Origin of the sequence: Pseudoalteromonas sp. P1-26 (assembly GCF_001401795.1) — a bacterium.
GTDB lineage: Bacteria > Pseudomonadota > Gammaproteobacteria > Enterobacterales > Alteromonadaceae > Pseudoalteromonas.
This window is the reverse complement of record NZ_LKDX01000064.1, coordinates 1-20595: the sequence shown is the minus strand read 5'-3', so window position 1 is coordinate 20595 and position 20595 is coordinate 1. Positions and strand designations below refer to the sequence as shown.

Genomic DNA, 20595 nt, shown 5'->3' with positions numbered 1-20595 from the left:
CTTCACGCGCTTTAAGTCAGAAAAAAGACTAGTTACCTCTTGCTTGACTCGCCCTTGAAAGGGTGAGATTGCGCAAGCCTAATGTTCAAGTACTAATTAGCTGCACGGTAAGTATTCGCCGTGCAGCAATGAGTATATTTATCTTATAACCCAAATGGGTTTTCGAGGCTATGAGCGGGTTCAGTGAACCACTTTGGACCATTTTCAGTAATATAAAAGTGATCCTCTAAACGCACACCAAATTCACCAGGTACAACTAGCATTGGCTCATTACTAAAGCACATACCTGCGGCTAGAGGTGTTTTATCGCCGCCGACTAGGTAAGGCCATTCATGGATGTCTAAGCCTATACCATGACCGGTACGGTGTGGGCAGCCAGGTGTTTGATACTCAGGGCCAAGGCCTTGCTCTGCTAAGTAAGAGCGGGCAGCGTTGTCGACACTCTCACAACTTTGACCTGTTTGAGCTGCATCAAAAGCGGCCATTTGTGCGGCTTTTTCATAATTCCAAAATTGGCGTTGGCGGTCTGTAGCTTCACCAAATACGTAAGTGCGAGTTATATCTGATAAGTAGTCGTGTACTTTACAGCCAGTATCAATTAAAACCATATCTCCTTTTTTAAGAATTTGTGGCTCTTTGACACCATGAGGAAATGATGTCGCGAGGCCAAACAAAACGATGCAAAAGTAGTTACCAGGCGCGCCAACTTTTTTGTGCGCTTGTTTAATAAATTCTTCTACCTCAGTTGTGCTTATACCCTCATATAGCATGCTGGCTGTGGCCTGATGAACTTTTAAGGTCATATCCATCGCACGCTGTATTAGCATTAGTTCATTGGCTGACTTATGCATGCGGCAATGAGCTGTAACAGGCTGTGCATTAACGAGGTTTAAGCCTGTTTGCGCTTTATTTATGCCATCGAAAATGAAAAACTGCGCGCTTTCGTCAATCCCTACAGTGCCGTTCTCAGCAATGCCCATTTCGGTGAGCACTTTGACAAATAATGCATAAGGACTTTCGTGTTCAAGCCAGCCGCGAATTGGGCCTTCTATAACTTTAAAGCCATTGAGAGAGCCAATTTCAAAATCAGGGGCTATATATTGTACTTCGCCCTTCGCGGGTAAAATAGCACCGACCATGCGCTCACTTGCGTACCAGCGCATACCCGTAAAGTAAGTAAGGTTAGTCCCTGCATTTAAGTAAATTGCATCAATATTATTGGCTTGCATATACTCTTGAGCACGGGCAATACGGGCTAGATGCTCATCAGCTTGAATGGGAATTAAATCGCGAGTCATATTGGAAAGACTAGCAAGTGCTTGTTCTTTCGTTTGAGTACCAATACCTTTGGTCATCATTAGGTTCTCCTATGTATTTGTTTAATTATAATTTTTAAAGAATTAGCGCATAAACCGGTTTATAGAATATGGCTCTAAATTTATGGAGGGGGCTTTATTGAGACACAAATCTGTAATTAACTCGGAAGTTATGGCTCCTTGTGTCAACCCTAAATGCTGATGACCAAAGGCAAAGTACAGGTTATTGTGATTGGGGGCTTGGCCTATTATAGGTAATGAGTCAGGCAATGATGGCCTACAGCCCATCCATGTAGTCTTGGCACTAAGAGGCTGGCTAGCTAATAACGCTTGTGCATGGGGCAGTAAAGCTAATGCACGTTTATTATTAGCCTTTCTATTTATACCCGCAAACTCCACTGTGCCTGCCACTCTTAACCCTTGACTCATCGGGGTCATGATAAGACTCCGTTCAGCGGAAGCTACGGGCCGTGTTAGGCCATGGTTAATATTAACCATACAGTGGTAACCACGCTCGGTATCTAAAGGTGCTGTGTATCCAAGCGGCTCGATGAGAGAGGCACTCCAAGCACCCGCTGCGATCACGACTTTATCGAAATTGAGACTATCTTGTTCATCACTCACCATAAAACCTTCACTTTTAGGCGTGATAGCAACTACTTTCTGTTGACGAAATTGCCCTTTTAATAAACTGAACTTTTGCGCTAATTGGATACAAAATAAATGTGGTTCAATACTATGAGCAACGTCTTCAAATAATAAAGCGTGTTTTATTTTGTCGGATAAACTGGGCTCTAGAGCATGTACTTGCTTTGTATCAAGTAGCTTTACTTTAATTCCTTGCGCTTGATACATAGCCAAGGTGCGCTGCACATCAACCAATGGGGTTTTTTCAAAGGTAAGTAAACTCCCTTGTTTAGTAAGCAGGTGGCCCAGTTGATAGTTTGCTAATAATCTTTCATAAGCATGAATTGCATGTTCATTTAAGGCTTTGAGAGCGTGTGTATGTGCAATAAATCTGGCAGTAGGCATATTTTTAATAAACTGCCAAAACCAAGGGAGAGCTTTTATTGCATAGCGCCAATCAATGCGCAATGGTCCTAATGGGTTAAAAAGCATAGCAGGTAATTTTTTTAATAATGCTACCTGCGCTAGAGGAAATACCTGTTCGGTGGCAAAGTGCCCAGCATTACCTTTTGAACAGCCTTGCGCTAGGCCATTTTCATCGTATAGCGTCACTGCAAAGCCAGCTTGTTGTAACTGTAAAGCTGTGCAAATACCAATTACACCGGCACCGATCACGGCGACTCTACGAGTTCTTGTATTGGTCAAAATTACCTTCCCCTGATGATAAAAGTAAAACGCTATACGTTTTTTAAAAAATAAATCGATATTGTATTTACTGACAAGTAGTAAGAAAAAACTCTACAAGCTCTTTCTAACTCATTTTTAGTTTTAACTTTCAATTAGTTATGTGTAATTAGTTATTTGTAATCTTTTAAGGGTGTGTACCTATAAATTTAATATTAAAATAGGATATTGATTATTGTATACAATATACTTATCATATCAAGCATAAATTCAGTTCGGAATAGGCAAATGAAAACCAATTGGCATGGTATAAACCCAGCAATGGCCGCTCAGTTTAATAGTGATGAGTTAGTTAGCTCTACATGGCAACTAGTTGGCAGCGCTATAGTAAAAGCTATAGCAGATTTTAAACTACTGGTTGTAAATGAAAAAACTTCTTCATCAACGCTTAACGATACTGCGAAAGCGTATTGTGTTGATGTAAATAAACCTAAATTGGATTAAGTGATGCGCAAAGGAACATTTTTTTGTATAGATGGCCATACTTGCGGTAACCCTGTGCGGCTTATAACAAGTGGCCACCCTCTGTTACAGGGAAATACCATGAGCGAAAAGCGCCAGGACTTTTTAGCTAACCATGACTGGATCCGTCAAGCGCTCATGTTTGAGCCCAGAGGTCACGATATGATGTCGGGCGGTTTTTTATACCCACCTACTAGCGAAGATGGTGATGCAGCCATTTTATTTGTAGAAACTTCCGGCTGCTTACCTATGTGTGGTCACGGTACAATGGGTATTGTTACCTTCGCCTTAGAGCATGGTTTGCTACATGCTAAAACCCCCGGTACTTTAAAACTGGATACGCCAGCAGGACGAGTTCAGGTCAATTATGAAATGACTGGTGGTAAAGTGCAGTGGGTTAAAATTTACAATGTGCCTGCTTATTTAGCGCATCAGTCTATATGTATCAATATTCCAGAGTTGGGCGAATTAAAGGTTGATATCGCCTTTGGTGGTAACTTTTATATTATTGTTGAACCACAGGGCAACTTTAAAGGTATTGAACATTTTAGTGCAGGGCAATTACTCAAATACAGCCCATTAGTGCGTGATGCTATTAATACCAAAATACAATGTATCCATCCGCTCGACTCTACCGTTCAAGGTGCTAGCCATGTGTTATGGACTGGCTCACCCAAAAATTCCAACTCAGATGCGGCTAATGCGGTTTTTTATGGAGATAAAGCCATTGACCGCTCACCATGCGGAACAGGCACTAGCGCCCGCATGGCTCAGTTGTTTAGTAAAGGCTTATTGCAGCAAGGCGATGCATTTATTCATGAAAGTTATATTGGCAGCCAGTTTATTGGCTGTATAGAGCAGGTGTCTGAAGTGGCAGGTCAAACTGCTATTTTACCTAGCATTCGCGGCTGGTCTCGGGTAACCGGAACGAGCACCATTACAGTAGATGACGACGACCCATATGCCTATGGGTTTCAAGTAATTTAACGAGGAGAAAAGCATGACATTAACAGGACAAAGCCTAATTGCCGGACAATGGCAAGGTCGCGCTGAGCAAGGTGAATTTCAAGCCTTTTCACCGGCTAAAAATCAACCATTATCGACACGCTACTTTAATGTAACGAGTACTCAGTTAAATACGGCAGTTGATGCTGCTGATAATGCTTTTATCGAGTACAGAAAAACGAGTTTTAGTCAGCGTGCAGATTTTTTAGAGTGTATTGCAGAGCAAATTTTAGCACTTGGCGATGATTTACTAACGCAAACAGCGCAAGAAACCAATTTACCTATGGCACGCTTACAAGGTGAGCGAATGCGCACGGTTAATCAGTTAAAAGCATTTGCCTGTGCACTGCGTGAAAACCCAGACTCACCACTAGGTTTAAAGCTGCTTGATGAAGCTGATAGTAATCGCTCGCCACTACCTAAACCTCGTACAGAGCTTAATTACTTACCTCTTGGGCCTGTAGCTGTATTTGGTGCGTCTAATTTTCCGTATGCATTTTCAACACTCGGGGGGGATACCGCCGCCGCACTTGCAGCAGGCTGCCCAGTGGTTGTTAAAAATCATACTGCGCATCCAGGCACTGGGGAGCTAATGGCCCGTGCAGCGCTTGCTGCGATTAAAGAATGTGATATGCCGCTAGGTGTATTTTCAATGCTGCAAAGTGATGTTTACGATATTTCGCATCAATTAGTCGCGGCGCCAGCTATTAAAGCTGTTGGTTTTACGGGGTCATTTAATGTCGCACGTTTACTACAAGAAACAATTGCCAAGCGTTCAGAGCCTATTCCGTTTTATGGCGAGCTCGGCAGTATAAACCCACAAATAGTTTTACCAAAAAAAGCTCAAAATGAAGGTAAAGCTATGGCTGAAGCGCTATGCCAATCAATGCTAATGGGTAATGGCCAATTTTGTACTAGTCCTGGCTTATGGCTGGTACCAACGGGCTGTGATGAATTAGAAGCCGAGGTAGCCAACTGCATTAGTGCAGCCGCCTCAGATACTTTATTAACCCCAGGTATTGTGAAGACCTTTAAAAAGCAAGTTAGCCTGCGCAGTGAGCTCGAAAACGTAGAGCTTATTGCAAAAGGCGCACTTACAGAAGACTTTCATGGTAATGCCCATGTATTTGCCTGTAATGTTGATACCTATTTAGCAACCCCTGCATTACGTGAAGAAGTATTTGGCCCAGCCGCTTTATTGGTTCGCTATGAAAGCATGGAGCAGTTAAGTTTACTAGTAGCAGCGCTTGAAGGGCAGCTTACGGCAAGTGTGCATGACAGCGCTGATGATTTAGCTAAAGCTGAACACGTTATAGAAGAGCTGAAATACAAAGTAGGGCGTTTAATACACAATCAAATGCCAACCGGCGTAGAAGTATGTGGCTCAATGAACCATGGTGGACCATTTCCAAGCTCCACAGATGTACGTAGCACTTCCGTTGGGTTAAATGCAATGTTGAGATTTTTGCGACCAATTTGCTATCAGTCTTAGTTAATTGTAGCGGGAGTGGAAATTGCATTTCCCGCTATCTCTTTATTGTGAAGGATTCTAACTTGGCATGCGTGTTTTTATAGGTATAATGTATATCAAATGCAATTTATAGAAATTACTATGGCCATAGAACATAAAACTCGAACTCAGCTTGTAGCAGAAGCTATTCGTGAAAAAATTCTTTCAGGTGAAATAAAAGCGGGTGATCCGCTACGCCAAGCTGCATTAGCCACAGAGCTAAACGTGAGTCGAATTCCGGTGCGTGAAGCTTTGCTACAACTTGAAGCCGAAGGGCTGGTTTACTTTGAAGCTCATAAAGGAGCCACTGCCACACAGCTTTCGGCGTCGCAAATTGACGAAATTTTTGACCTCAGAGCACTTCTTGAAGCCGAGCTATTAAAACATTCAATACAAAGCTTAACTGATCAAGACTTTATTGAAGCCGAGCTTATTTTAACTGAGCTTGAAAGAGCCATGGATGCCGGCGATACCCACCTTGCCACTGGCGATTTAAACAGCCAGTTTCATGCTAAATTATACAGCCGCGCCGCGCGCCCACAAACCCGTGAGTTGGTTGATATGTACAGCAAAAACTCAGAGCGCTATGTACGTATGCATATTTTATTGGCAGGCGGTTTAACAAAAGCTCCTGAAGAGCACCGTACTTTACTCGAGTTATGCAGAAAAAAAGACTGTCAAAATGCCTGTGAATTTCTAAAAAATCATATTGTTAAAGCTAAAAACGATATAAAACAATTACTGATAAAATTAGAAAGTGAAAAAAGTAATTAAAAAATATACCTAGCAACTAGTACCGGCTATTAAACCCTAATTTATAACTTTAGGCATCGCTTTAGCTTTTCAGCAGCAATAATACAGAAGTGATGCCTTCCCTCCCTTTTTATTATTCCAATTAGCACCATAAATAGATCCTTTCTGTTGGGTCGAAAGTTCATAAGAATTTTTCACTAATAAGATCAGTTGCTTAAAGATGAATATGAATTATGTGTATATTTAATATTGTATACAATATGTAATAGGTGTATATTTTTTGTCGTCTAAGTTAAATAGGCAATAAAACCAACAGGAACAAGGGAACATTCACATGTTTACAAATAATAAAAAGCAAACTCGGGGAATAGGCATTAAATCGCTGTTAGCAACGGCGGTAACAGCTGCATTAATAATGACTCCTACAGCAAAAGCAGTTGATGGTAGTAGCATTGTTAAAGGTCATGTAGTGGCACAAGCTGGCAACGATTTAACCGGGGCTACAATAACTTTAAAACATAAAAGTAAAGGCTTAGTGTATACCATTACTAGTAATAATGATGGTGACTATTTACTGCGCAATGTGCCAGTTGGTACATATGATGTCACTATAAGTAAAGAAGGGTTTGAGCCGTTAGTTGAAGAAAATGTTGCAGTGACGATTGGTCAATCAATTATTCTCGATGCACAATTATATAAAGCCGGTAGTGATATTGAGCGAATTGCTGTTACTGGATCCGCTATTCGCCGTGTAGATATGGCTTCGTCTACTTCAGGTCTAACATTCAGTGATGCTGAATTAAAAGCTATGCCAGTAAACACTGGTTTTGAAAGTATTGCGTTATTAGCTCCAGGTACAGCTGCACCGGGTGGCGCAAGTTTTAATGGTGCTTCAAGCTTTGGTGGTTCATCAGCAGCTGAAAATGGTTATTACTTTAATGGCTTAAACGTAACCAGTATCCGTACAGGTTTAGGCTCAATTCGCTTGCCATGGGAAGCTATTTCACAAACGCAAGTGAAAACGGGTGGTGTTAGTCCTGAATTTGGTGGAGCACTTGGCGGTATTGTTAATGCGGTGTCTAAGTCTGGTGATAATGACTTTAACTTCGGTGCAGAAGTACGCTGGGATCCTGATAGTTTACGTAGTCAGCACGACTCTATTTATCAAGAAAATGGCACTATTAGTACAAATACACAGCAAAGCAGTTACGATTTTAAAGAACTTCAGCTCTGGGCCAGTGGTGCAATCATCGAAGATACCTTGTTCTTTTATGGTTTGTTTGCACCACGCCGTGAAGAGTCTACTGGCGCTGGCCAAACGACTTATTCAGATTTTGAACGTGATGAGGACCGCTGGTTCACGAAGGTAGATTGGTTTATAAACGAAGATCACTCTGTAGGATTTTCAGCGATGAACAACAAACGTACATGGACTGATAAAACCTTTGCTTATAACTGGCAAGAGAATGTGATTGGTGAGCAGCAAGGCGTGAATGCGCCAGGGGAAGATGGCGGTAAAGTATATAGCTTAAATTATAATGGCTACCTAACTGATACTTTTTCTGTTTCAGCAGTTGTTGGGCGAGTGACTGAAAACGTTGAAAATGTGGTTGCATCACCAAAGCCAGGTGTTTGGGATGAACGTGATGGCTTTGTCACTTTGAGTCAACATACAAACTCGTCTGTGACTGAACAAGAGTTTACGCGCGACCAAGCAAGGATTGATTTCAATTGGGATCTAGACATGCATTCAATCCAGTTTGGTATTGATTACACTAATGTGAAAGTTGATTACTTTGAAGGTCAAAACGGTATTGGTGATGCTGAGGGATGGTGGACAGTTAAAACTGCCGGTGAAAATGATGTATCTGGTGCTTCTTTGGGGAGTGACTTTATAGAAAGACGAGTTCGAAGTCGCGAAGTCGATTCAGATACAACTTCACTCGCTTTTTATATTAATGATTCATGGCAAGCAACCGATAGTTTAGTGCTTAACATGGGGCTACGCTATAGCCAGTTTGAAAACACGGTATCAGATGGTCGTGCCTTCGTTGATATTGACAATCAAATAGCACCGCGTTTGCAAGCTATTTATGATGTGTCGGGTGATGGCAGTGCTAAGATCTTTGCTACATATGGGCGTTATTTCCAACCAGTCTCTGCGAACATGAATATTACCCAAGGATCTGCTTCGATTGAATGGTTTGAGTACTTTGAGTTAGATGAACTAGACGCAAACGGTGCACCAACTTTAATGGCTGATGGCTCGCCAAGCAGAGGAGATATGTTGCGAGATAGGCGTTGGCGCCAGCGTGGTATTACTGAACCAGGGTTGATTGCTTCATCTTCATTAAAACCAATGTACAGTGATGAATTTACTATCGGCTATCAGCAAGAAGTATTCGATACTATGTCAGCGGGTGTACGAGCGATTTATCGTGATCTTGGACGCAGCGTTGAAGACACTGATGTCGGCCCAGTATTAGCTAAAAAGCTTGCAGAAATGGGCATTACCGATAACGTGGGTCAAGGTTCTTACTATGTGCTTAATAACCCAGGTGAAGCTATTCAAATGTCATATGATTTTGACGGTGATGGCCAGATTGATGAGGTTAATTTAAGTGCTGATGAACTTGCTTTACCAGAGGCTAAGCGAAAGTACTTAGCACTTGAGTTTACCTTAGACGGCAATGTGACGGATGATTTACGTATTAATACCTCATATACCTGGTCACATAGTTATGGTAACACCGAAGGGCTTGTGAAAACGGATAACGACCAAGCTGATCCAGGCTGGACAACCTCTTATGACTATGGCGATTTGATGGATCACGGCTACGGTAACTTACCTAACGACCACCGCCATGCATTTAAATTCAGTGGTGCATACAACATCACAGAAGCTCTGACCATTGGTCTTGTTGCCCGTACTACATCAGGCCGTCCTAAAAGTTACTTTTCAGTTCATCCAGCGGGCGTAGATAGCTGTGCAGAGGGGAATCCTTGGGATGCGTGTATTAGCCAATACTATGATCAAGCATCACATTACGATGAAAATGGTAATCCAGCTCCTCGTGGTAGCAAAGGAAACCTACCTTGGTTAACGAATGTCGATATGTCATTGACTTATAACACGGACTTTTTTGGTACCAATATGACTTTAAAAGGCACCGTCTATAACTTATTTGATGGTGATAGTGCTATGTCAATCAATGAAGAGCGTGCGCAGTACGGTGATAATGGCTTAGAACTGAATCCAGACTATGGACTCGTGACGGGGCGTCAAGGCGCGCGTTATGTGTCTTTAGTTGCACGTATAGAGTTTTAACTCCCTAGTGAAACAGCTGTTTGAAAACAGCGGACTAAGCTATTTATCTTAGGGTAATTTAGTGTGTTGTTTTGATGTTTAAGCACATGCTCATTTGAGCCATACAGCCTTAATGCTGAGCAGGAAACTGCTTGGCATTTTTCGTATAAATTTTAAGGTTAACTATGACGAACAGTTTATATTCTCATTGGCAACAGCCTAAAGATGGTTGGCTGCAAGTGGATACTCTTGATATGCATACCGGCGGTGAACCTTTACGCATAATCATTGATGGGTTTGCTGAACTACAAGGGCAAACCATGATTGAAAAGCGAGCTGATTGCCTAACAAGATTCGATCACCTACGTAAAGCACTGATGTTCGAACCCCGAGGTCATGCTGATATGTACGGCGCGTTGATCACAAAACCTGAACGTAAAGATAGCCATTTTGGCGTACTGTTTTTACATAATGAAGGCTATAGCACAATGTGTGGTCACGCTATCATTGCGCTTGCCACAGCAGCTAAAGATAGCAGCATTTGCAACTTTATTGAAGGCGTTAATGAATTACGTATAGATACACCTGCAGGGCTTATCAAGGCGTATATTACTCTTCGAAATAACCAACTAATAAGTGTTTGTTTTGATAATGTTGCAAGTTATGCAGAAAAACTTGATATGCGAATAGAGATACCTCTGTTTGGTACCGTCAATTGTGATATTGCTTATGGCGGCGCTTATTATGCTTTTGTAGATGCTGATACTTTGGATGTAAGTTTGGCGCCCAACAATCATGAACAAATTATTAGCTTAGGAAAAATCATTAAGCAGGATGTTAATAGCCACTACCAACCAAAACACCCGACCGATGATGCATTAAGTTTTTTATATGGGGTGATTTTCTATTCAAATTCACAAAAAAGTCATTCTGTATTTAGCCGCCATGTCTGCATTTTTGCTGAGGGCGAATTAGATCGCAGCCCTACGGGTACCGGCGTGAGTGCCAGAGCTGCATTAGAGTTTGCAAAAGGCAGGCTTAAGTTAGGACAGCAAATAAAAATAGAGAGTATTTTAGGCTCTATATTTTCAGTTGAGCTAAAAGCGCAACGCATGTTAGCTGATACCCATGCAGTAATACCTAGAGTGAGCGGTGAAGCCTTTGTCACTGGCAAACATACTTTTTTAATTGATCCAAATGATCCCCTAAAGCAAGGATTTATATTTCGATGAAAAATCAATTTACCTCTCGCCAACAATTACTAAAGCAGGCATTAAAAAAAAATGGGTTAACAGCGCTACTCGTATTAGGCCATGAAAATATTCGTTACTTAAGTGGCTTTAGCGGTAATGCTGCTTACGCGTTAATAACTGCGGAGGAAAGTGTACTAATAACCGATTATCGCTATTTTGGCCGAGCTCAAGAAGAGTCTATTGGCTTTGAGGTTGTCAGCCGTGATCGTGATAGTGAAACATTAGGTCAGTGCATAAATCGTTTTTTAACGACTAATAGTCAATTAGGTTTTGATGCCGCTTTTATTGATGTTGCACTTTGGCAGCAAGTGGCAAGTGAGTTAACTAGTCATACAGTTACACAAGTTACCGGTATGGTTGAACGTTTACGCATGGTTAAAAATGATTGGGAAGTCGAGCAAATAAAAGCGGCTGCGGCCATTGCTGACGAAGCGCTTAGACAAACATTACCCTATTTTAAAGAAGGTGTAACAGAGCGAGACCTAGCGCTGGAACTTGAATTCAGAATGCAAAAACTAGGCTCTGAAGGAATGTCGTTTGCCACTATTTTAATGTTTGGAGAGCGTTGTGCACTGCCTCATGGCAGCCCGAGTGAACGTACTCTATCTAAAGGTGATTTTATTACTCTTGATTTTGGCGCAGTGGTGAATGGTTACCGCTCTGATATGACTCGCAGTTATGTACTTGGTAAAGCTTCAAAGAAACAATCAGCAATCTATCAAAGCGTAAGCAATGCTCAGCAAGCAGCGATCAACCTACTCAAAGCAGGTGTTGACTGTCTAGACTTACAAAACATCTCACAGCAAGTACTCGATGACTCTGGTTTTGGTAAATGGGCAGGGCAAGGGTTGGGCCATGGAGTTGGCTTGTTTTTACATGAGTTGCCCTTTATTAATAAAAATTGCCGTCATGTATTAGAGGCAGGTAATGTGATCACGATTGAACCGGGTATTTACATTCCGAATTTTGGTGGTGTGCGAATAGAAGACGATATTTTAATAACTCAAAATGGTTATGAAGTATTAACCCACGCCCCTAAGCCGTTCGAATTGGAGGGGTAGGATGAAAGTAATAGATCAAACGCAAATTGATGCTGTCCTAGATTTTGACTCGCTTCGCATTGCTTTACAAAAAGGGTTTGCTCAGCAGTTTACTATGCCCAAGCGACATGTGTATGAGTTAGATAAAACAGACACAAACCATGACGCATTTGCCGTATTACCAGCATGGAATGAACAGGTTATTGGAGTAAAGGCATTTACCTACTTTCCAAGTAATACTGATAGTGAGTATGCGTCACTTTATTCAAAAATAATGCTGTTCTCTCGCGCTCATGGTGAACCTCTTGCTCTAGTTGATGGTACACGTGTAACACTTTGGCGCACAGCTGTAGTATCTGCTTTGGCAAGCTACTATTTATCGCGAAAAGATAGCCAGCATTTAGTGTTTTTTGGCAGCGGCAATTTAGCTGAGTATATGGTTCGAGCACACTTGAGTGTGCGCGATTTTAAATGTGTAACGTTAATTGGGCGTAATCAAGATAAAGTTGCTGTTTTACACAATAGCTTACAGCGTGCATTTACTGATATTGAGTTTGTTATCGGACAAAGTTGTGAAAAAGTTATTAAAAGTGCCGATGTGATCAGCTGCGCAACAGGTTCACCAACGCCATTATTTAAAGGTGGTTGGTTAAAGCCTGGTACGCATGTTGATTTGATTGGTAATCATCGCTGCGACTCGCGCGAATGTGACAGTGTTACTATCGCACAAAGTAAGGTATATGTAGATAGCAAGGAGAATGTTCTTGCTGAAGCTGGTGAATTGTTGATTCCTATTTCTGAGGGAGTTTTTGATGGAGCTAATATATCCGGCGAGCTTGCGGAGCTAGCTAAAAAAAATAACTATGAGAGAAAATGTGAATCCGATATAACAGTATTTAAGTCTGTTGGCACAGCGTTAAGCGATCTTATAACTGCACATTATATTTATAAGTCATTAAAAAATGAGTAGCTTATTACTTTTATTATTAGGGCTTTGTTTCGTTATGTTGAGCTTACTAACATTTATAAGATGGCTCAGGATTCGTTATGAGAAGCAACATTGGCGAGTTTGTAAAATTGTAAACATTAACAATGTAATTGATAATAACGTGCGCAATTTAGAGCTTTTGCACTACAAGAGGATGTTAGTCAGCTATAAATTCAAAGGTAATTTTTATAGTGTTTTTGTTGCTTTTGATCAGCAGCTTATAGCCCAGTTTAAAAATGGGATTGATTGTACAATTTTAATTGACTCTAACAATCCTAATGTCACATATCTTAATAGTAATTGCTGGGTGAAATACTGTGGAGTTTGGCTTTTTTCGGGCATTATTTTTATAGCTTCAAGTTTTTTAACTTCTAATTAAATTGTAATGTCTAAGTTAGGTGGTTGGTTGAGTGTATAATTGTAGATGTCAACATACTTTCATCTCAAATGAGAATTGTTAGAGTATGGCTTTCATACTGCCGCATTAAAATTCGTGATGATGAACTGCGTTAGTGGATATAATAGAAATGGCAAAATTAGTTGGAAAGATGCTAATAATTATCAGTTAATGCATCTCTACTCAGCTTCTCATACTTGAAAGAAGTGTTGCTTGTTTTCTGAATAGTAATGAGCTATACCAGTTGAATAGCACCATTACAAGTCTAAATACTTAGTATAGCTAAAGTTGTTAGTAATTTAGAAATTCATAATGTTTAAAATTTTAAAAATTGATCGTAGAATTAAAAAAATTATGTGTAAGATACTTTAAACAAATGTCCCAAGATAAATACGTATCAATTACAGAAGCAGCAAGATATGCTCGAGAGAAAAAGTTATCCTCAATTAAAGAATGGCTTGAGGCCAGTGAAGGTGATGAATTTCCAGAGTCTATGCCTAAGCGCCCACCTAATGTATATGGCTGTAAATGGTCAGAAGTTTTAGCACCTAAAAACTCACCTGGTTGTGGGCGATTCGTTGAGTTTCATGAAGCTTGTCGAATTGCTCGGACATTGGGTGTTGAGACGATGACGCAATTTAGGGAGTTGAGTAAAGAGGGTGGTAGGCCTGCTAATATACCATCAAATCCAAATCTTCATTACAAAAGTGAATGGAAAGGTTGGGTTCATTTCTTAACTGGAAAAACTGAGTAAAGATTTTAGCTGTTATTAGCATTAATCATCAGTCTTTTTTCAAATCTGTTTTTATTTCAAGCACGCAATGGAGTTGTAGTTAATACTTAGACTGCTAATGGTAGTATGTCATGTCGGAGTTTTGTCACCTAGCAGAGCCACTATTTTGGTTCGAGAATCGGAAAACCAAACCTTCAGCTGTAAAAACTAACTCCACTTTCCCTAAATTATCTGTCAAAAATAGTTTTTTTTCAGGCATTTCTAAAATCCATTTCAAGTAAATTAATAAACTCAACTTAATAGATTTTCAAATTTGGACCAAATTCAAAAAGGAATTCTATTTAGAATAACAACTTACTTTGGGTTCTAAAATGCTATTTCGTAAACTATTACTACTAGCCTTGGTATATATATCTTTCAGCACTAAAGCTGAAACCACAGTAAATGTTGAACCTGTAAACACCCTGTCCTCTAAAAGCTTACTAAGTAGTAAAGCTGATGAGCCGTTTACAATAATAAAGGTACCAACATTGTACACCTTGGACGGAAATAAGGCTTTTGGTGAACAGCAGATCACATTTAAGTTACATAGTGACGCACCAAGCTCTGTTGTTGTAAATGGAATTACTGTAACAAAAGGGCAAACTGTTCAATTTGATAAGGCTGTTAACTCAGCTGGTGGTCTAGACATTCCAATTTACCCAGGGGTAGTTGGATCATCAGGAGCTGCAAATTATACCATCACTCTAAGTGTCAAAGGGGCAACATGTCCTGAAGGCTACATTTTATCTGGCGGAATGTGTTACAGAACCACGACTCAACCAGCAATTAAAGTATGTCCATCAGGTTATTTGTACAGTCTCAATTCGGGAGGTTGTTCTAAAACATATACAGTAGACGCCACTAAGAACTGCCCTGCAGGTACAACGTATTCAAATGGTGTATGTATGGGTTCATCGAGCTCGCCTGCTAGCTCATCTTGTCCCGCTGGATATACGCGCTCTGGAAGCAACTGTTATAAAGACACTCAAATTGATGCTACTAAGAATTGCCCATCTGGTACAACATACTCAAATGGTTTATGTCTAGGTTCATCTAGCTCAGCAGCAAGCTCATCTTGCCCCGCTGGATATACGCGCTCTGGAAGCAGCTGTTATAAAGATATTCAAATTGATGCATCTAAGAGTTGTCCATCTGGTTATAATGTTTCAGGTAACCAGTGTAGGAAAGTAGAGCAAACGGATTTTATCTACATGTCATGCAAGCCTAGTTATGAAGAGGCTGGGCCAACTAGTTATTGCCCTAATGGAAGTTCATTTGATCCAAATTCAACTAATTGTACACTAACGAATAACTCAGGTTCCCAATGTGCTTTAACCAAATATGAAGGGGGGAAGTATGTCTGCGGTTCTGGTGAAACCTTAATTCCTTCAGTCTATCCAACTTGCCAAAAAAAGAATGGACAGACAGTGCCTGCATCATATTCATGTCCAGCTGGAACCGTTGATTTAGGTTCTGGGGTATGGCGATGTATGTCAAATACATCTTATGCTGCGGATAAATATTGCCCAAGTGGATATACAGATGGCGGTGTTAGCTGCGAAAAAGTACAAACTACCAGTATCACTTACTCTTGCCTATCACAATACAGTTTGTCAGGGTCGAAATGTAATAAGAGAGAGAGTGCGAGTTTGGTTTACTCATGTCCAGCTGGTGGCACATTAAATGGCACTAGCTGCGTTAGCTCTACATCTACTGCTGTGACTTACTCTTGTCCATCACAATATAGTTTGTCAGGGTCGAAATGTAATAAGAGAGAGAGTGCGAGTTTGGTTTACTCATGTCCAGATGGTGGCACATTAAATGGCACTAGCTGCGTTAGCTCTACATCTACCGCTGTGACTTACTCTTGCCCCGAAAATTATATTCTATCAGTGGATCTGTGTAGTAAAACTGAAGAAGTTCCAAGCACTAATACTTGCCCTGCAGGTTGGAGCCTAGAAGGGGAGGAGTGTACTAAAACCGAATCAGTTGCACCATAATACCTTCCACCAAGTCCAATTTTTAAAATTGGACTTGGTTTAAAAACACTTCAACCAGAAACATTTTAAAAAATAGATTAAATTTCAAAATTACTCTTTTTTCCCGCCTTTTAATTAGAAACAAGCTGTAAATTATATGTAGTTATTCGAACTTGGTATTTTACATATGTCATTGAAAGATATTGGAAATAAAATTAAAAAGGCTTTAAATGTATTTTTAATGCCTTATCCAGAGCTAATTAAAAATGGGGCTGGGACCAGTAAACAAGAAATGAATGATATTGGTTTTGCTATTTTCTCGGAGCTGAAGTCGGCAATGGATATCATTTCTGAATTAGGGAGAACACCAAGCATAGCGCCAATGGATTTAAACCAACTTACCATTCCAGCAGATGTATTTTTAAATAATGAAGATATAAGAAACGCTATTCTAAAAAATAATCCAGATGTCACTTTAGAATCTTTAGCTGAAATGAATGGCCTGTTTATAAACCCAAAAACAGGTGATGTGTTTAAGAAACATGCTCAGCTAAGGATTTAAGATGGACATAAATTTGTCAAAAGGCTTTGCTGAAGCAGAGAAAAACTTAAAGTCTGCTCAATCATTATTGCTTGCTAAGTATGATGTCTCTTGGATATCCAACCCGGAAAAAATAGATTTAGATCGAATAGCGTTAATAGATAAAGAAACTTTAACCGAAATTAATGACGCTCTTGAAATGATCGCTCAAGCCAAAGATGCTCATGAATTAGAGAGGGAATTATGAAAACTCAGTTCTTAATTTGGTTTTTAATTGGAGTAATTATATTTCTTTTGGACTTCATGAAATTTGATACAGAAAATATAAAATGGCTGTTCGCTGTAGTGGTTGGTGAATTTATAATTGCCTTTATTTTCTTATCAAGTAAAGTTGGCAGCTTTAAGTAATCCTTGTAAATTAGTTACTTAAGTCCGATACTGGTTAGTATCGGACTAATCTTTCGATTCGAAAATTAATATGCTCTTACTAATAACTATTATTATTTTCAATATTTTATTGCGAGAATACTAAAGCAAAGTAATACCAAATTTTCAAAAATATTGTTTTTGATTGGGGTACCTTTGCATGAAGCTGCTCATTATTTTATAGCCCGATTAACTCTAAGGAAAATTGTACACTGTAAGTTCATACCAAATTTTAATATGTCCCCACCTGCCTATGTTATATATAATAACGGCTCTTCAATTTTGAGGTAAGTGGATTTCGTTGTAGTGGCAAAGAGCATTGTGGCGGGAATCAATATAGGGATTGCCCGCGCCATTTTGCCGTCGAGCCATCAGATGAATCTAAAAAGTAAAATGCAGTGTTTAATTTTATCTTTTACTTGTTAAATTTCGGAAGTAAAACATCCCCTTCTACCTAGAAAAATCTTTTTAATTAATAGAGTCTAATTTCCCAAGATTCTATTTTATAGTTGATTTAACATAATATTTAAATTGCATAAATGGGCATTTACACAAGTTAATTAAGGGTGTATAAATATACAGTACTTATGTTTTCGTATGAATTTAAATTATGAACAGCAGATTGGAAAAGATTATCGATTTAAAACAGCTTCAATTACCGGCTACCAAGATTAAACAAAAATTAAATGAGATTTATGTAAACCCTAAATGTCCGATATTTAATTATGTTAACTCTTTGGCGGCGGATACATCCAAAGAGACCGTCACTCGATGTTTGCAAGCAATTGCAAAACATACCGGCTACCCAGATTTTTATGAAATTAATTGGGCAGAAATTACTTCAACTGATTTGAATAGCCTTATCCATAACCTAAAAGCCAAGGAGCTATCTCCAAAAACGATTTCATTATATGTATCCGTTGTAAAGGGTGTATGTGAGCATGCCTATTTGTTAGGACAGATTTCTAGATTGCAGCTAGATGGTATTCTAAAAGTGAAAGGAGAAACCGGCTCTAGAATTAAAAAACATCAGGTAATTTCTCGTTCTAGTTTCCAAGGGCTTTTGGAGAGAATAGCAAGCTCAAACCCAACTAATAGAAATAAAATGCTTAGAGATTTGGCGCTTTTTCATATTTTAATTGGTACCGGGTTAAGAAGAAGTGAGTTGGCAACAATAGAAATTTCATCATTAGTCTTAGAACTTAGTATCGAAGATAGAGTTACAGTAAATACTCAGTATTTGAAGATTATTGGTAAAGGTAATAAGGAAAGGTATGTTGCGATCCACCCTGTTACAAAAATTGCTTTGGAAGACTGGTTGAACGTTCGAGGTATAAAGCCTGGCCCGTTATTTGTGAAAGTGCCACGTAGTGGAAATATTGATGTTGAAAATAGCAACCCTTTAACTGGTAGCGCTATTTATGAACTTTGTAAAAAATATAATACTGTTGCTCCCCATTCTTTAAGACGATCCTACGCGACTTGGCTCGATGAAAAAGGCGTAAAGATAAGTAGAATTAGTAAACTTCTGGGCCACTCTAAAGAAGTTACAACTGCAATGTATATTGTAGATGAAGATTCAAAGGCATTTGAGGATGTGTTGAATAATTTGTTTTGAGATCTAAAATTTTGTTTCTACTGCCGTTTATATCAAAAAACATTGATTTTTAAGGTTTTATCGATTTACAAAAAGTGACTGAAATCAACATAAATTTTTGTTCATTTTAAATTTATCTTTTTTTGTTAGAATATAGAGTAGTGAACTTACAAGAACAACTAAACATGGCTGATACATATTTTAAAAATCTAGATGATGACTCAAAGAAAAAATACGTCTCACAAGTTTTAGAGCGCTGCAAGCAAGTGTGGGGGGTTGATGAATTATATGAAATTGAAGATGAAAGTGGACGAAGAGCTTTAGGACATAATGCGAGCACTATGAAAATGTGGTTTAGCCGCCCTTCTATGCCATGGGATTTTATTTTAACTACAGCGATTAGAAGAAATGTAAGTCTAGACTACCTTCTTCTGAACATAAATGAAAACACAAATTTAGAAGATGTTAGACCTGAAGAACTTCTTGAAACTGTAAATAAAGTAGTTGCAAGTTCGTTAGAAGAAAGTGCTGATTACGGAATTATTGACCCTACTTTTGTTCCAACAATTACTAAGAAGATTAAAACGTCATTAGAAGGTGCTTTAACAATTAAAGCCAAACCCTCCAAATCAGCCTAGCAAAGTAAAATTAGCAAGAAAATGGCCAGAAAGACCTTAGCCATTTTTAATCCGACAGGCGTAAAAGCAATTTTTCCGTAAAAAGAAGTTTTACTTTAGTAATAAAAGTTGGTGCTAGAAATGCACTAAGTAATATCAAGTCGTTTATATTTACAGTAATAGAGTAAAAAAAGCCTAAATAAGGGTTAAGGGAATTTTGCGTAATATAATTTAACATCAAAATTAGGTGCAAGACTGAATTTATCAAAAAGATACACATTGTGATTACTGAAGCATCTGAGTATCCTTTACCCTTTCTTATAAAAGGAAATAATAAGGCAATGATAAGCGCTGTAATGCTATCAAAAAGAGAGAACATCAAATACATATTGACTACACCATCTATAAAACTACCCGCTTCTCTTAAGTACTCTAGAGCCATTAAATAATCAGTTGATAAATAGGATATTGTAACGAATGTTACTAAACACATGTGTGAGAATGATGTTTTTTTAAAGTAGGCTTTAATGATAGTTAGGCAGAAAACCACAAAAAGTAAGCCTGAAAAGCTCATCAAGTATTTAAAAAAGAAGTCACTAGCTCCTGCAGTAAATAACTTGTTATAAGAAACTACAAATGCATTTATATGTTCCATATTAAGCTCTGCGTTTGTAGCTGGCTAAATTAACAACATTTTTAAGTTCTATCTTGGATGCATAGGCTGGGGTAATACTACTCTTTTGAGGAAAGCCTTCTATTCCAGCAAGTTCAGCTTTAATTTCTTGAATTCTACGGAAGACAGCTGAACGCTCATCATTAACTGGCAGTTCTTTCATGTAGACCTCCAGTTGAATTGACTCTTGAACCAACTTTCTGACGCGCTGCGCTATTGCAAGAGACCGAATAAATTCACGCTTTAAGAATACAGCTAAAGAAATCACCCAAAATATGAAGCAGAATAATAAGCTCATTAAAGCTATAGGCGAGGCTCCCATACAAACATCCAACTCTAACTACTACATCGAATTTAATAATAATGTACTGAGAGTTTACCAGCAATAGTCCTTTATTATTGCTTTTATATGACCAACTGTTATCTTTTGCCTGCGTATTTGAGGAGAAAAATTTACATCTGTTTAGATAAGAAGGAGTCATAGTATGGCGAAAATAGGTTAGTGCATCATTCTTTCTGTAATTTCGCCTGAGCTGGAAAAGGTGCAGGTCAAAGTTTATCCTTTTGATTTACCGACCAAAGTAA

The 20595-nt window shown here is 39.1% G+C and carries 18 protein-coding genes; 14 read left to right on the top strand and 4 right to left on the bottom strand.

Features of this window, described 5'->3' with window-relative positions:
* Positions 1 to 143: 143 nt before the first annotated feature.
* A complete protein-coding gene (locus AN394_RS19740; protein WP_036973848.1) occupies positions 144 to 1358 on the bottom strand; it encodes a Xaa-Pro peptidase family protein in 1215 nt (404 codons plus the stop codon).
* Between the two features lie 42 nt (positions 1359 to 1400).
* Positions 1401 to 2648 carry an FAD-binding oxidoreductase gene (locus AN394_RS19735; RefSeq protein ID WP_055022352.1) on the bottom strand — a complete coding sequence of 416 codons (1248 nt, stop codon included), beginning with the start codon at positions 2646 to 2648 and terminating at the stop codon, positions 1401 to 1403.
* A 267-nt stretch (positions 2649 to 2915) separates the two neighbouring features.
* On the opposite strand from AN394_RS19735, the gene AN394_RS19730 reads away from it, so the two are divergent.
* From AN394_RS19730 to AN394_RS19665, 14 genes are all read left to right on the top strand, one after another.
* Positions 2916 to 3131 carry a hypothetical protein gene (locus AN394_RS19730; protein WP_010557845.1) on the top strand — a complete coding sequence of 72 codons (216 nt, stop codon included), beginning with the start codon at positions 2916 to 2918 and terminating at the stop codon, positions 3129 to 3131.
* 3 nt (positions 3132 to 3134) lie between these two features.
* Complete coding sequence (locus AN394_RS19725; RefSeq protein WP_010557844.1) at positions 3135 to 4136, top strand: 4-hydroxyproline epimerase; 1002 nt, start codon at positions 3135 to 3137, stop codon at positions 4134 to 4136.
* A 13-nt stretch (positions 4137 to 4149) separates the two neighbouring features.
* Positions 4150 to 5646: an aldehyde dehydrogenase (NADP(+)) gene (locus AN394_RS19720; protein WP_055022351.1), complete on the top strand. Its 1497-nt coding sequence runs from the start codon at positions 4150 to 4152 to the stop codon at positions 5644 to 5646.
* A 120-nt stretch (positions 5647 to 5766) separates the two neighbouring features.
* On the top strand, positions 5767 to 6438 hold the full coding sequence (locus AN394_RS19715; RefSeq protein WP_055022350.1) for a GntR family transcriptional regulator: 672 nt from the start codon (positions 5767 to 5769) through the stop codon (positions 6436 to 6438).
* Positions 6439 to 6751: 313 nt separating this feature from the next.
* Positions 6752 to 9745 carry a TonB-dependent receptor domain-containing protein gene (locus AN394_RS19710; RefSeq protein WP_055022349.1) on the top strand — a complete coding sequence of 998 codons (2994 nt, stop codon included), beginning with the start codon at positions 6752 to 6754 and terminating at the stop codon, positions 9743 to 9745.
* Between the two features lie 164 nt (positions 9746 to 9909).
* Entirely contained in the window at positions 9910 to 10956 is a 1047-nt protein-coding gene (locus tag AN394_RS19705) for a proline racemase family protein (RefSeq protein ID WP_055022348.1), read from the top strand.
* The gene (locus AN394_RS19700; RefSeq protein ID WP_036980015.1) at positions 10953 to 12038 is read left to right on the top strand and encodes a Xaa-Pro peptidase family protein; all 1086 of its coding nucleotides are present in this window, start codon (positions 10953 to 10955) and stop codon (positions 12036 to 12038) included. The genes AN394_RS19705 and AN394_RS19700 overlap by 4 nt, the downstream gene beginning before the upstream one ends.
* A 1-nt stretch (position 12039) precedes the next feature.
* Positions 12040 to 12987: an ornithine cyclodeaminase family protein gene (locus tag AN394_RS19695; protein ID WP_055022347.1), complete on the top strand. Its 948-nt coding sequence runs from the start codon at positions 12040 to 12042 to the stop codon at positions 12985 to 12987.
* A gap of 746 nt (positions 12988 to 13733) precedes the next feature.
* A complete protein-coding gene (locus AN394_RS19685; protein ID WP_152968955.1) occupies positions 13734 to 14156 on the top strand; it encodes a hypothetical protein in 423 nt (140 codons plus the stop codon).
* 350 nt (positions 14157 to 14506) lie between these two features.
* Positions 14507 to 16177: a hypothetical protein gene (locus AN394_RS21965; protein WP_152968954.1), complete on the top strand. Its 1671-nt coding sequence runs from the start codon at positions 14507 to 14509 to the stop codon at positions 16175 to 16177.
* A gap of 166 nt (positions 16178 to 16343) precedes the next feature.
* Complete coding sequence (locus tag AN394_RS19680; protein WP_055022344.1) at positions 16344 to 16718, top strand: hypothetical protein; 375 nt, start codon at positions 16344 to 16346, stop codon at positions 16716 to 16718.
* Between the two features lies 1 nt (position 16719).
* Complete coding sequence (locus AN394_RS19675; protein WP_036973860.1) at positions 16720 to 16944, top strand: hypothetical protein; 225 nt, start codon at positions 16720 to 16722, stop codon at positions 16942 to 16944.
* Between the two features lie 801 nt (positions 16945 to 17745).
* The gene (locus AN394_RS19670; RefSeq protein WP_161805762.1) at positions 17746 to 18741 is read left to right on the top strand and encodes a site-specific integrase; all 996 of its coding nucleotides are present in this window, start codon (positions 17746 to 17748) and stop codon (positions 18739 to 18741) included.
* A 164-nt stretch (positions 18742 to 18905) separates the two neighbouring features.
* The gene (locus AN394_RS19665) at positions 18906 to 19358 is read left to right on the top strand and encodes a hypothetical protein (RefSeq protein WP_055022342.1); all 453 of its coding nucleotides are present in this window, start codon (positions 18906 to 18908) and stop codon (positions 19356 to 19358) included.
* Between the two features lie 46 nt (positions 19359 to 19404).
* Here the strand turns inward: AN394_RS19665 and AN394_RS19660 are convergent, their stop codons facing one another.
* Entirely contained in the window at positions 19405 to 19992 is a 588-nt protein-coding gene (locus tag AN394_RS19660) for a hypothetical protein (RefSeq protein ID WP_055022341.1), read from the bottom strand.
* 1 nt (position 19993) lies between these two features.
* Entirely contained in the window at positions 19994 to 20173 is a 180-nt protein-coding gene (locus AN394_RS21960) for a hypothetical protein (protein ID WP_152968953.1), read from the bottom strand.
* Between the last annotated feature and the right edge of the window lie 422 nt (positions 20174 to 20595).

Excerpts from the sequence above, each read along its gene's own strand:
- AN394_RS19700 (WP_036980015.1), top strand. The coding sequence starts at position 10,953 with ATGAAAAATCAATTTACCTCTCGCCAACAATTACTAAAGCAGGCATTA.
- AN394_RS21960 (WP_152968953.1), bottom strand. The coding sequence starts at position 20,173 with ATGAAAGAACTGCCAGTTAATGATGAGCGTTCAGCTGTCTTCCGTAGA.
- AN394_RS19695 (WP_055022347.1), top strand. The coding sequence starts at position 12,040 with ATGAAAGTAATAGATCAAACGCAAATTGATGCTGTCCTAGATTTTGAC.
- AN394_RS19675 (WP_036973860.1), top strand. The coding sequence starts at position 16,720 with ATGGACATAAATTTGTCAAAAGGCTTTGCTGAAGCAGAGAAAAACTTA.
- AN394_RS19715 (WP_055022350.1), top strand. The coding sequence starts at position 5,767 with ATGGCCATAGAACATAAAACTCGAACTCAGCTTGTAGCAGAAGCTATT.
- AN394_RS19660 (WP_055022341.1), bottom strand. The coding sequence starts at position 19,992 with ATGGAACATATAAATGCATTTGTAGTTTCTTATAACAAGTTATTTACT.
- AN394_RS19710 (WP_055022349.1), top strand. The coding sequence starts at position 6,752 with ATGTTTACAAATAATAAAAAGCAAACTCGGGGAATAGGCATTAAATCG.
- AN394_RS19740 (WP_036973848.1), bottom strand. The coding sequence starts at position 1,358 with ATGATGACCAAAGGTATTGGTACTCAAACGAAAGAACAAGCACTTGCT.
- AN394_RS19730 (WP_010557845.1), top strand. The coding sequence starts at position 2,916 with ATGAAAACCAATTGGCATGGTATAAACCCAGCAATGGCCGCTCAGTTT.
- AN394_RS19725 (WP_010557844.1), top strand. The coding sequence starts at position 3,135 with ATGCGCAAAGGAACATTTTTTTGTATAGATGGCCATACTTGCGGTAAC.
- AN394_RS19665 (WP_055022342.1), top strand. The coding sequence starts at position 18,906 with ATGGCTGATACATATTTTAAAAATCTAGATGATGACTCAAAGAAAAAA.
- AN394_RS19680 (WP_055022344.1), top strand. The coding sequence starts at position 16,344 with ATGTCATTGAAAGATATTGGAAATAAAATTAAAAAGGCTTTAAATGTA.
- AN394_RS19720 (WP_055022351.1), top strand. The coding sequence starts at position 4,150 with ATGACATTAACAGGACAAAGCCTAATTGCCGGACAATGGCAAGGTCGC.
- AN394_RS19705 (WP_055022348.1), top strand. The coding sequence starts at position 9,910 with ATGACGAACAGTTTATATTCTCATTGGCAACAGCCTAAAGATGGTTGG.
- AN394_RS21965 (WP_152968954.1), top strand. The coding sequence starts at position 14,507 with ATGCTATTTCGTAAACTATTACTACTAGCCTTGGTATATATATCTTTC.